General features: G+C 49.1%; 8 protein-coding genes. All 8 read left to right on the top strand.

Going from position 1 to position 12775, the window contains the following annotated elements; all coding sequences use genetic code 11:
- Nucleotides 1-15: 15 nt before the first annotated feature.
- Nucleotides 16-897, top strand: a complete 882-nt coding sequence (locus tag A8709_RS04875; RefSeq protein WP_065851052.1) for a carbohydrate ABC transporter permease — start codon at nucleotides 16-18, stop codon at nucleotides 895-897.
- Nucleotides 898-1047: 150 nt separating this feature from the next.
- Nucleotides 1048-2646 carry an extracellular solute-binding protein gene (locus A8709_RS04870; protein WP_065851051.1) on the top strand — a complete coding sequence of 533 codons (1599 nt, stop codon included), beginning with the start codon at nucleotides 1048-1050 and terminating at the stop codon, nucleotides 2644-2646.
- Between the two features lie 119 nt (nucleotides 2647-2765).
- Entirely contained in the window at nucleotides 2766-3806 is a 1041-nt protein-coding gene (locus A8709_RS04865) for a response regulator (protein ID WP_065851050.1), read from the top strand.
- Nucleotides 3803-5650, top strand: coding sequence for a cache domain-containing sensor histidine kinase (locus A8709_RS04860; RefSeq protein WP_065851049.1), 1848 nt, complete (start codon nucleotides 3803-3805; stop codon nucleotides 5648-5650). The genes A8709_RS04865 and A8709_RS04860 overlap by 4 nt, the downstream gene beginning before the upstream one ends.
- Before the next feature lie 111 nt (nucleotides 5651-5761).
- Nucleotides 5762-6529: an SDR family NAD(P)-dependent oxidoreductase gene (locus A8709_RS04855; protein WP_065851048.1), complete on the top strand. Its 768-nt coding sequence runs from the start codon at nucleotides 5762-5764 to the stop codon at nucleotides 6527-6529.
- Complete coding sequence (locus A8709_RS04850; protein WP_065851047.1) at nucleotides 6526-8745, top strand: heparinase II/III domain-containing protein; 2220 nt, start codon at nucleotides 6526-6528, stop codon at nucleotides 8743-8745. Before A8709_RS04855 ends, A8709_RS04850 begins: the two co-directional genes overlap by 4 nt.
- An 86-nt stretch (nucleotides 8746-8831) precedes the next feature.
- A complete protein-coding gene (locus tag A8709_RS04845; RefSeq protein ID WP_065851046.1) occupies nucleotides 8832-11132 on the top strand; it encodes a DUF4962 domain-containing protein in 2301 nt (766 codons plus the stop codon).
- 258 nt (nucleotides 11133-11390) lie between these two features.
- Nucleotides 11391-12743 carry an extracellular solute-binding protein gene (locus A8709_RS04840; RefSeq protein WP_065851045.1) on the top strand — a complete coding sequence of 451 codons (1353 nt, stop codon included), beginning with the start codon at nucleotides 11391-11393 and terminating at the stop codon, nucleotides 12741-12743.
- Nucleotides 12744-12775: the final 32 nt, after the last annotated feature.

Genomic DNA, 12775 nt, shown 5'->3' with positions numbered 1-12775 from the left:
GGAGGTGTACATCGGATGAATCGCAAACCGACTGCCAGTTGGCAAGTCTTTAATGTGTTTAATGTGCTTTTTCTAACGCTGCTATCGTTAGCGATGCTACTGCCGTTTCTAAACGTGCTGGCACAATCTTTCAGTTCCTCGGAAGCGATAGTTGGAGGCAAGGTATTATTCCTTCCTGTTCAATTCACTACGATCAATTACGAGTACGTTTTCAGTGACGCTTCCATCTGGCGCGCTTTCGGTGTTACGATTTATATCACGGTTGTGGGGACACTGATTAATCTAATCGCCACGTCCTCACTGGCATATCCCGTATCTAGACCGGAGTACAAAGGCCGCAAAGTGATTGTCATTATGGTATTGATCACGATGGTGTTCAGCGCACCGCTCATTCCGAACTTCATTCTGATGAAGGGCTTGCATCTGACGAATACCTTATGGGCACTGCTTTTGCCAGGCGCGATCAGCGCTTTTAATTTCTTCGTGATGCGTTCGTTCTTCATGCAAATTCCAAGCGAACTCATTGATTCCGGACGGATCGATGGCTGCTCAGAGCTACGCATGATTTGGAATATTGTACTGCCTTTATCAAAGCCGGTTATGGCGTCCTTAGGGATTTTCTACGCAGTCGGACATTGGAACACGTATCAGAGTGCGATGTATTATTTAAATAAGCCAGCCTTATGGCCGCTTCAAGTAAAGCTTCGCCAATTAATAGACAGCGACAATATTGCGATCGATCCTGCATCTTCACAATTTAGCGGACTAGCTCATATGGATCCAGAGGGTATTAAAATGGCCACGATTATTCTGGCTACGATTCCAATCATTCTTATTTATCCTTTTCTGCAAAAGCATTTCGTTAAAGGCATGATGGTAGGCTCTGTGAAATCATAAATATGATGATTTTTACAAAAATACAAGATTTAAACAAAATTCTAAAAAAAGACAACACGAACTAAATTCATTCCATAGTTGGATTATGAAAACGCTTTTACAATGAGAGTATGAAAGGCTATTCATCCAAAGAATGAAAAGAGGGGTACTATGAAAAAATGGATTCCAGCTACGATGGCAACGGTATTGATGGCAAGTATGTTGGCCGCTTGTGGAACGAGTACCAAGACCAATGAAGCAACAGGAGCTCAAGGAACAGCTGCAGCAAGCACGAAACCAGCAGAGAAAACCAAGTTCTCGATCGGGCTTCGCACACTAGCGTTCGGACACGTGGAGAAATCCCCCAATATCAACGAAGATAAATGGGTTAAAAAGTTGGAAGAATTAACGAATACCGATATGAATATCGTGCTTGTGCCGCACAAGGACTATGAGCAAAAAATGATCCAAATGTTCGCGACGAATGATATTCCCGACGTCGTTCAAGGCAGCGGAAGCTGGAGCGGGAAGGAAATGGCCGGTTCCGTGAAAGCTGGCGTATTTCAACCCTTGGACGACCTGCTGAACAAGTACGGTCAGAATTTGCTGAAAAAGATTCCGAAAGAATCCTGGAACCAAGTGACCTACCAAGGTAAAATTTACGCGATTCCAGAATTCCTATCGAATCCATCCCGTCGTTCCGTCTTTATCCGTAAAGATTTGTTGGACAAAGCAGGCTTAGGCGTGCCGAAAACAACGGATGAGTACATGGCTGTGCTTCGCAAGTTCAAAGAAATGGGCGTTGAGTTCCCTTACATGGGCCGCGAGAACTTCAAGTATTCCGATGTCTTCTTCGGATCCTATGATGTGTACCCTTACCTTTCTATGCTAGAGCAGCAAGGCGATCAAATCGTACCGAAGTTCTTCGATACGGAGAACATGACGAAAGCGCTACAGACGTACAAAACAATGTATGACGATGGCTTGATGAATAAAGAGTTCGCGACAACGAATGCTACCGTTTGGAAAAATGCGATCCTTGCAGGAAAAGCAGGCATGTGGTCCATGAATGCGAACGAAGTGCTGCAATGGGAGCAACAGTTGAGAGCGACGGTACCTACTGCGAAAATCGATATCATTGCTTCGCCGACAGGACCTGATGGCAGCGGTGGACACTACTTGTATGGCCCGAATACACGTGCTTATTTTGTAAACAAAAGTGTGAAAGATGCCGCGGGTATTATTAAGTTCTTTGACTGGATGATGTCCGATGAAGCGGAGAAATTCTTCACTTTCGGAATTGAAGGCGACACATACAAGACCGTTGATGGCAAAATCGAATACAAGAGCCCGACCGATCCGGCAGGCATCGATGAAGAACGTTACCGTCAATCATTCTTGTGGCTTGTTCAAGACACGACGTATAATAAAGGCACACTTAGCTTAACAGAAGATGGTAAAAAGCTAATGAAAACGTACGATACGACGTTAGCGAACGAAGGCCGTGACGGCATTAACTTCGAGCCTCGTCTAGATGCTTATGTGAAAAACCCTGATATCGCACCGCTTTCCGACCAAGCGCCTCCAGTTGTTCTGCAACATATGGTGAAAATGGTGTACGGGAAAGAGCCGATCTCCGACTGGCCGAAAGTCATCGAAGAGTGGAAGTCCAAAGGCGGCAACGATGTGATCAAAGAAGCAACAGAGAAATTCAAAAACAAAGATTCCAAAGATTCGGATTCAACGGTCACGTTGAGTCGTAGAAAATAGGAAGCATCGCACGACATGATAACCGTCTCCTCTTGGGCTATAAGCCTAGGGGGAGCGGGTTTTTATTTAAATATAGCAGGTAAAAATTCACAGTAGATACGAAGAAAGGAGCATTCCCCATGTACCGCATTCTCATTGTCGATGACGAACCGATGATACGGAAAGGATTACAGAAACTCGTGGAACAGTCGGAGCTGCCGATTGAAAGCCTGAGAACGGCAGAGAACGGCGTCGTGGCCTTGCAACGGATCAAGGAGGAGCGCCCTGACTTTGTATTTACGGATATCCGAATGCCCAAAATGGATGGACTCGAGCTCTGCCAGCACGTGGCCGAGATGGATGCGGACATTCAGGTTGTGGTGATTTCGGGTTATGGTGATTTCGAATATGCGCAGAAATGCGTGTCCTATGGAGTTAAAGAGTATCTGCTTAAGCCGGTCAGTGTTAAGGGTTTTAAAGGTGTGCTGGAGAAACTAATCCGCACCAAAAGCAAGGTTAGCTCAGAATCTTTCATCGCTGTCACCCTGTTAGAGCAATGGGCGAGCCGCATGGAACAAGCGGTGTGGATGCTGCAGGACGCAGAGCTAGATCTGGTGCTGGACGAGATCCAGGAGGAACTGAAGACCAAACATTTCAAGCTGAACCGCGTGGTCGATATGTTAGCGGAGATCAACACACTTCTGGAACAGCGTCTAAATGCGCGTGATGTATATGTGATGCAGCGTGATTTCGACTTGGCGGGTGCCGAGAATGAGGAAGCGGTATGGGCGTGCTTTACAGCTGCGATCCACGGCTATTTGGAGGAACTGAAAGCTAAGCGCAAGGGCAAGCTGAAGGATCCCGTGGAGGAAGCGAAGCTGTATATCGAATCGCATCTTGCGGAAGAGGTTTCCTTAGAGGAGGTCGCTGATCATATCGGGCTGAATCCATCCTATTTCAGTCAATTGTTCAAACAATCCACACAAGAGACTTTCGTGCAATACCGGACACGCCGCCGTATGGAAAAGGCGAAGAAGCTGCTGCAACAGCCGCAATGGCGCATCACCGATATTTCAGGTGAGGTGGGCTATGCGGATCATCCTCATTTTACGAAAACCTTTAAGAAATATGAGGGTTGTCTGCCTTCGGAATATCGACAGCAGATGGGGATTCGTGCATGAAAAGGAAAACACTATCTGGCCAGATATACGTGTATTTCCTGATCGTGATTATCCTTTCGCTAGTCTCGGTGGGGCTCTTTTCCTACGTGCAATCTTCACGCGCCCTGGATGACCAAGTAAAGCAGTACATGGGGCAAATGATCGATAGCGCCAATTACCAAACAGATAGCTATTTGCAGGCGTATGAGCTGCTTAGCAATGCATTTTCATCGAATTCCGACGTGCGTGCCTTCATGGAAATCAATCCGAATGATCCTTATGAGTACTACGTTTATTCGGACAAAATCAAGAAATTCGCGGAATCGTCCGTGAAATCCATCGTCACTTTGTATAAACAGTTAAACATGCTTTATGTTGTGGGTCAGCATGGCCGCTCGGTCATTTATGAGAATCAGAATGTAATTAATTTTGATCCCGTTCTTGTGCAAGAGAAGTTTGACAGCCTCATGAAAGTATCGGGGGACGGGCGAATAGCCCTCCTCAATATGAGCATTCAAGCTGCGGATAAAGGCACGGTCGTGACCATGGCGCGCAAAGTAAGAGGCCCCTCTTACGGTGATGAGAATCGCGGGGTTGTTGCGATTGAAATCAAGTTGGCGGAGCTGGCCAAAACGTGGGATCGCGTCAGCTTGGGGAAAGACGGATTTTTCTTCATCGTCGATGATGCCGGTAATTATGTGTATCCGCCTTCGATGGAGCAGCGTGCGCCGAAGGATGAACTGGCTTCGCTTGTCTTATCGAGTGGGAATCAAACTTTTTTGCATAAATATAATGGCGAAGAACGTATGTTTGTATCGCGGAAATCGGGTTATTCCGATTGGAATCTGGTCGCATCCATGCCGGTGAAGGAGTTAAGACGACCCGTCAATACGATTCGGACTACGACGATTATTGTGGGTCTGGTTACTTTGGCTGTGGCACTGTGGCTGGCATTCCGCTTCGGCCGCTCGATTATCGCGCCGATTCGGTGGTTAAAGGATAGTATGCGCGAAACGGAAAAAGGTAACTGGCAGTACATCGATGAGGTCGGTCGAACCGATGAGATCGGCGGGCTCATTCATAGCTATAATCTCATGGTCACACGATTATCGGATATGATCGGGCGTGTCTATGAAGCCGAATTAGAACAGCAGAAGAAGGCTTTGGAGCTCGGTCAATCGGAGCTGGAGAGGCAGAGGGCGGAATTCCAATCCCTGCAGCTGCAAATTAATCCGCATTTCCTTTATAACACATTGGAAACGATCAATTGCTACGCCATCGTCCAAGATTCTCATGAAATCACCGAAATGGTGGAAGCGATGGCGTTCATGCTTCGTTACTCGGTGCAGACGAACTTGGAAGAAATCACCGTAGCCAATGAATTGAATCATGTGCGTAATTATATGATTATTTTGCAGCATCGCACGGAGCGGGAATTCGAGATCGATGTCGCGATACCGCCGGGCTTGCTGCTGGAGAAAATGGTGCGACTGACGCTGCAGCCATTAATCGAAAATATTTTCCAACATGCGTTCCCAGATGGTGTGGAGGAGCATCATTGGATTCGCATTGATGCGAGCAAAGAAGGCGGCTTATTCCGGGTGACCGTAGCGGATAACGGTACAGGTATGAAGCCGGAACGACTGCATGAGCTGCGGCAAAAGCTAGAGGAGAATCGCTTGGCGGAGCCGGAAGAGAAGAATGGTTCATCGCGCCGTGGCGGCATTGGCCTGATGAACGTTCATCGACGCATTCAGATGGTGTTCGGGGAAGCCTATGGGCTGTCAGTCGACAGCGAGTGGGGGCACGGGACGTGCTTCACGATGACGATGCCGGAAACGATGCGGCCGAGGCTGCGAGGGTGAGGTTCTATTTTGCGGGGAATGTAAACGTTGTATTAATGGAATGGCGGTAGTCACGCTGCTTAAGCAGCGTTTTTCATATAAAATAATGAACATCCATGGGAGGATATCACAATGAACATCAACTTAACGGGGAAAATTGCACTTGTCACAGGATCGAATGCGGGGATTGGGCGCGCAATTGCACTGGCTTTGGCTAGTAACGGCGCTAAGGTTGGCGTGAACTGTTTGAACAATGTGGCACAAGGACAGGAAGTTGTTGCAGCGATTCAAGCCCTGGGCGGGGAAGCTGTTTTGGTTCAGGCTGATGTAACCAACGTGGAACAAATCGATCGATTGGTGAGTGAAGTTGAGCAAGCGTTAGGTGGAACGATCGATATTCTCGTCAACAATGCCGGTCATTTGGTACAGCGCGTGCCGAATGCGGAAATGACCGAAGAGATGTATGCACGTATTATGGATGTTAACTTGAAAAGCACAGTATTCGTGTCGAAACGTGTCATGGCTGGCATGAAAGAGAAAGGATACGGCCGCATTATCAACATGACTTCCGTAGCTGCACATAATGGTGGCGGACCCGGAGGCAGTGTGTATGCAGCAAGTAAAGCGGCCGTTCTGACGTTCTCCAAAGGTTTAGCCAAAGAAGTGGCCGCAAGCGGCATTACGGTGAACAATGTGTCCCCTGGCTTTATCGGGAATACGATGTTCCACGCGACATTCACGACAGACGCAGCGCGCCAAGCAACGATTAATGGCATTCCTCTGCAGAGAGAAGGAACACCGGATGATGTAGCAGGGGCTGTGCTCTATCTAGCTTCCGATCTAGCTGCTTATGTAACCGGAGAAACGATTGAAATTAACGGCGGGATGATGATGCGATGAGTACCGCATTGAGGTTCGCTGCCAAGCATGGGAATAAGGTATGGTTGGATGAAACGGTGGGTCGTCTGCAAAATGAGATCGATCAACTGCAGTTAGCTGGCAGCTTGGTCGTTCCTAAGGATCCTGGGGGATGGTGGCACCAGTATGTTTGTCCACACCATCACACCGAACTGTTGTTCGATGAAAGCTGTGTGGATGCATCCGAGTTTCACTGCCCGCATGGCTGTGTCATTGAAGGCGAGGCCTATCAAGGAGCTTGGCTAGTGTTCAAGCATCAATCTTTAGCGCGAGTGGCGTTGCAAGCTGCGGCTGTCTATGCGGCACAGGGTGAGAAGCGGTATGCGGAGCTTAGCAAGCGACTGCTTGTCGAATATGCGGAGCAATTCCCGCTCTATCCTGTGCATCCAGAGGCTCAAAGCTGGATGCTCAAAGGACGTGCCTTCCATCAAGCACTGACGGAGGCGATTTGGTCAACCACGTTAATACGCGCCTATCTTCTTCTGCGTGATGAGGGGATTGCGTTTGAAGCGAGGGAGCAGGTCGCGATCGACGTGTTTTTGGGGCTGTTGTCGGAGAGCATGGAAGAGTACCGCCATGTGTTGATTCATGAGCGGAACAATGCGGAGAACAACTACACGGCTTGGCTGAACGCGTCCTTATCTTGTGTGTATGCAGCACGAGGTGAGCAGGCTGAGCTAGAAGCACTCATTGAAGGCCAAGGGGGCTTCATTCATCATTTGTCGATCGGTGTCAAACCCGATCAGTTTGAATTCGAGGGAAGCACGTATTATCACGTTTTCGTGCTTCGTGCGTACTTAATCGCTGCGGAAATGGCGCAGCGCTTCGGCATTGATCTCTACGCCACGACAGGCGCAGAGGGACAGTCGATGCACGGCATGCTTCAGGCGTTGGCCGATTTGGCCGACGACCAGGGCGCCTTGCCGGCGCTGCATGATGGGCCGCTCGCGCGGGGGCCTTACGCCCGCGAGATCGCCGAGATCGCGGAGCAGGGGCTCGCGATCTACGGCATCGCCGGGCTCGCGCCGGTGCTGCGCGAGGCGTACCGGCAGCTCGGCGCTGCCGGGGATGAGCAGCTCGAGGCGCTGCTCTATGGCGCTGACCGCACCGCTGCGGATGGCGAGCCGAGGGGCTCGCGGCTCTGGCCGGACGCCGGCTTCGTCATCGGCCGTGTTGCGGGGAACCCGCTGTCGTTCCTCGCCGACTTCGGCGAGCACGGCGGTTCCCACGGCCACTACGACAAGCTGCATCTGACGTTGATGCATCAGGCTCAGACCTTAACGCCCGATCTTGGGATGGTGCCTTACGGCTCGACCATGCGCAGATCGTGGTTTGCCGAAACAGCCAGCCACAACACCGTGTCGCTGGGCGGTCTATCGCAAGCGCCGCATGAAGGGCGCTGCATGCATTACGAGGCGACGGAGACCTCGGTCTACGCCTGGCTGCAATCCACGGGCAGCTACGAGGGCTGCACGATGAATCGTCACCTTTTGCTCACGGAGGATTGGCTCCTGGATTGGTTTCAAGTTGAGCTGGCTGGCGATGAGCCGCAGCCAATCGAGTGGTGGATGCACCCGATTGTAGCGCCAGATGTTGCGCAGCAAACGCTTACCGAAGCAGCACCTTACCGCATGTTCGTCGCTGAGAAAGCAGGGGACGAGACGATGCTGAAGGAGCATCAGCTGCCGATTCTTGGTCAATTCGTGCCTGATGAGGGGGTTGATGCTATAGGAGCGGGTCAACTGCAGCTTACTTACGGTCTTAATGGGGGTTCCAGCGGTGTAACTCCTTTAGAGTCATCAGGTGTTTCAGGTGTTTCAGGTGTTTTAGGTACTTCTAGTACTCCAAGCACTCCAAGCACATCTGGTGCTTCAAGCACTTCCAATACTTTAAGAAGTTCAAGCACTTCAGGCAATGTAACTACCGCTTCCGTCTTCCATACCGCACTTGTGCAACCTGGCGATGAGGTTATAGCCGTACAAACACCAGGCGATGCTATTGATCCAAGCTGTTCATTAATGGCAATTCTCCACCGCCGCCATGATCGCAAGGCGGATTTCATTCATGTGTACCGTGCGGGGAGTGCAGTTCAACTATCTCAACCTTCAGAGCATGATATCTGGATCACCGTCCCGAATCATCCGCAGGGTGCTGTTCACGTTCAATTAACGAAAGACAAAGGATTACAGATCCTGTAGTCCATTCATATAGGAATAAGCCCGGAATCCGACCCTGTCACGATCCAAATCATGCCTAACAGAACCCAGCCTGGAGGGAATTATCAATGCCATTATCTCCACTTTATGAACCGCAGAGCGGTGTGTTAACTGTACAATATGAGCCGAATGAGAAGACGGTGTTGCTTGAGAACCCGCCTCGCTTCACGTGGATTCCTGCGCAGCTGGAGAATGATCGTTATGTGCTGCAGATCGCACAATCTGAGGCATTCGAGTCAGCGGGCACGCAGACGATCCAACCAATCCCGTATAATTTATATACGCCTGATGCTGCGCTAGAAGCAGGCACATACTACTGGCGGTATGCATTACTCCAAGAGAGCGGCGAACAAACAGCTTGGAGCTGCACCAGACGTTTCGATGTACCGGCAGATTTGCCTGAAACGCCGTTACCGAGCAGAGCAAAGCGCTACGCGGAAATAAACACCCAGCATCCAAGATTGTGGCTGCAATCTTCGGAGGTGGAAGCTTTCCGCACTGAACTAGCTGCTGATCCGACCTATTGCGGGTTCGACATTTTCTTTGAAAAGTCTGTCAAACCTTGGATCGAACGGGATTTGATCCCCGAGCCGTTTCATTACCCAGGAAATAAGCGGGTAGCCAAGCTATGGCGTCAGATGTATATGGATACGCAGGAAGCGCAATATGCGGTACGTCATTTGGCTGTGGCAGGCAAACTACTCAACAATGCTGACTTACAAGATCGCGCCAAAACCTGGCTGCTCCATATCTGCACATGGGACGTCAACGGTACCACCTGCCGCGACTACAATGATGAAGCCTCTTTTCGTATGGCAGGGGCCATAGCGTGGGGCTATGATTGGTTGTATGATTTGCTCTCCGAAGATGAACGAGGGCAAATTCGACACGTTCTACTGGAGCGTACTCGCCAAATTGCTCAGCATGTCATCGAACATTCCAAAATCCATCATGTTCCCTTCGACAGTCACGCTGTGCGTTCCTTATCGAGCGTCCTCGTGCCGTGCTGTATCGTGCTTTTGCAGGAAGAGCCAGAGGTTCAGGAATGGCTAGACTATACGCTTGAGTATTATGCGTGTCTCTATTCGCCATGGGGCGGGCCAGACGGTGGTTGGGCGGAAGGCCCGATGTACTGGACAACGGGCATGGCTTTCGTGACGGAAGCGATGAATTTACTCAAGAAGTATACGGGGATTGACTTCTATAAACGTCCTTTTTTCACCAAAACCGGTGATTTCCCATTATATACGTTCAGTCCTGACACGCTAAGAGCTAGCTTTGGCGATCAATCGACGTTAGGCGACCCCGTGAGTTTGAAAACGGGCTTTAATATCCGTCAATTTGCAGGGGTAACAGGAAACGGATTGTATCAATGGTACTTTGAACGTGTACGCGAGACAGATACGGATTCGGAGATGAAATTTTATAATTACGGCTGGTGGGATTTCCGTTTTGACGAAATGGTCTACCGCCATGACTATCCGCAGGTGGAGGCAATCGCTCCAACAGATGCGAATATTCAGTCGGTCAAATGGTTCCGCGACATCGACTGGGTAGCCTTTCATTCGAATATGGCTGACCCCGAACGTCATATTATGCTCCTGACCAAGAGCAGCAAATACGGCTCTGTCAGCCATAGTCATGGCGACCAGAATGGCTTCTTGCTGCATGCCTATGGCGAGCCGCTGGCTATCGAGAGCGGTTATTACGTGGCATTCAGCTCCACCATGCACATGAATTGGCGCCGGCAAACGCGCTCCACGAATAACATCTTAATCGACGGCTTGGGTCAATATGCCGAGAAGAATAAAGTGCTGAACATGGCAGCTAACGGGTTCGTCGAGGTTGCCGAGCAGCGCAAAGGCTATGGCTACTCGCGCAGCAACGCGACCGCGGCCTACCAGGAGTACGTTCCGTATCTAGAACGATATGTCCGAGAGCTTTACTTCTTTGGTACTTACGTCGTGGTGGTGGATCATATTGATCTGGCGCAAGCGGGAACCGTGGATTGGCTGTTCCAAACGCTGTACGAGATGCAGCTAAAAGGCCAAACCTTCAAAGTGCAAGGCCGGAAGGCCGACATGGACGGCCGTTTCGTCTATTGCTCTTCGGGCGAGCTAGCGCTTTCGCAGCATCAAAGCTTTACAGACATCGATCAGTCGGAGATCGAGGGACTGCCGCCGCAATGGCATCTGAAAGCAACGACGAAGTCTGCGCGGAGTCATCGGATTGCGACGCTCCTCGTACCGATCAAGCATGGCGAGCCGAAATATGTATCCTATTTTATGGACGATCAAGGGTTTGATACGCACATTTACTTCACGGAAGACGGTGTCACCAACCGCGTAGAAGTGCCAAAGGCCTACTAAATATATCCCGTATAATCAGCGTCTTCCCTTGCAGCAATTTGCTGTGAGTGGAGGGCGTTTTTTTTCCATCTTTGATGTAGGGAAATCTATGAAATTTCATTTCAGCTCATAAAAAATCGCCTATGCGGGAAAGTTAAGTGAAGTGATAAATCTATAGAAATCAAACATGATACCTAAAGTTCACACATTGTAAGGGGTGCCAATTTCACGGCATAATAAGGACATAAAGACATTCACTCAAAACGAGGGGGATTTACATTGGTGAAAAAGTACAAATCACTACAAGTTATTGGAGCAAGCTTACTTGCTATTAGTTTAACAGCATGCGGATCGACTAAGGACAGCACAAGCACGGCTTCACCATCTGCAGGCGCGTCAACTGCTCCAGCTGCAACAGCAAAAGCTGAGAACATTACGATCACGTTCCAAAATATATATCCAGATCCTACGGATCCGAAAAACGGCATGTTGAAGAAAATCGTTGCCGATTACCAAGCTAAAAACCCTAACATCAAAATCGAGCTTGATTCCTTGAACACGGATCAACAAAAGCTTAAATTGAAAACTCAAGCAGCATCCAAAGAAGTTCCGGACATCACAATCGTGAACCCAGCTGCACAAATGAAACCATTCGTAGATGCTGGCCTATTCGCACCATTGAATGACATGGTTGAGCAAAACGGACTTAAAGATACGTTCCAATCCGGTATCCTTGACTTCTACAGCTTCAACAAGAACATCTACGCTTTGCCAGACGGTAACAACATCGGTGTTGTTTACTACAACAAAGAATTGTTCCAACAAGCGGGTATCGCAGACGTTCCAAAAACATTCGAAGAAATGGTTGCTGACGTGAAAACGTTGAAAGCTAAAGGCATTCAGCCAATGGCAATCGGTGAGAAAGATTCTTGGACTGGATCCTTCTTGTTCATGAACATCTTGCTTCGTACGAACGGTGGACCTGGATTCTTACAACAAGTTGTTGACGGTAAGAAAACATTCGCTGACCCAGCATTCACAGACGCTGTTGGTTCCATGGAAGACTTGATCCAAGCTGGCGCATTCCAAGAAGGCGCAACATCCTTTGACTACAACGCAGGCGAGAACTTGTTCAAAACAGGTAAAGCAGCTATGTACTACATGGGCAGCTGGGCAACTGGCGGTATCGAAACTTCATCCGTTAACGGTAAAGTTGGCGTGTTCCAATTCCCTACAGTTAAAGGTAAAGGTAACCCAGATGAGTTCATGTTGGCTCCAGGATCCGCATTCGCGATCTCTGCAAACAGCAAACACTTGAAAGAAACAAAAGATTTCTTAAACTTCTTCATGTTGAACTACCCGAAAGAAGCTTTCAAAGTTAAAGGCGCAGTTGGTGTAGGTCAAAAAGTTGACGGCGACTTCAAAGCTGCTGGATACTCCGATATGGCAATGGACGTTCTTGCCCTGTTCAAGAAAGTTAAAGGTGGCGACCTAGCGTTCGATAACACAATGAACCCAGGAACTGCACAAGGTCACTTAACAAGCATTCAAAACCTATTCGTACAAAAAGTAGATCCTGCTACTGTAGCGAAAGAGCACCAAACAGCTTACGACACAAACAACAAGAAATAAATAATAAATTAATGTAGTTGCCCCATCGGGAA

This window comes from Paenibacillus pectinilyticus (assembly GCF_001700435.1).
GTDB lineage: Bacteria > Bacillota > Bacilli > Paenibacillales > NBRC-103111 > Paenibacillus_E > Paenibacillus_E pectinilyticus.
This window is presented reverse-complemented; position numbering and strand designations above follow the sequence as displayed.

Coding starts and splice junctions, on each gene's coding strand:
- A8709_RS04875 (WP_065851052.1), top strand. CDS start 16: ATGAATCGCAAACCGACTGCCAGTTGGCAAGTCTTTAATGTGTTTAAT.
- A8709_RS04870 (WP_065851051.1), top strand. CDS start 1,048: ATGAAAAAATGGATTCCAGCTACGATGGCAACGGTATTGATGGCAAGT.
- A8709_RS04865 (WP_065851050.1), top strand. CDS start 2,766: ATGTACCGCATTCTCATTGTCGATGACGAACCGATGATACGGAAAGGA.
- A8709_RS04860 (WP_065851049.1), top strand. CDS start 3,803: ATGAAAAGGAAAACACTATCTGGCCAGATATACGTGTATTTCCTGATC.
- A8709_RS04855 (WP_065851048.1), top strand. CDS start 5,762: ATGAACATCAACTTAACGGGGAAAATTGCACTTGTCACAGGATCGAAT.
- A8709_RS04850 (WP_065851047.1), top strand. CDS start 6,526: ATGAGTACCGCATTGAGGTTCGCTGCCAAGCATGGGAATAAGGTATGG.
- A8709_RS04845 (WP_065851046.1), top strand. CDS start 8,832: ATGCCATTATCTCCACTTTATGAACCGCAGAGCGGTGTGTTAACTGTA.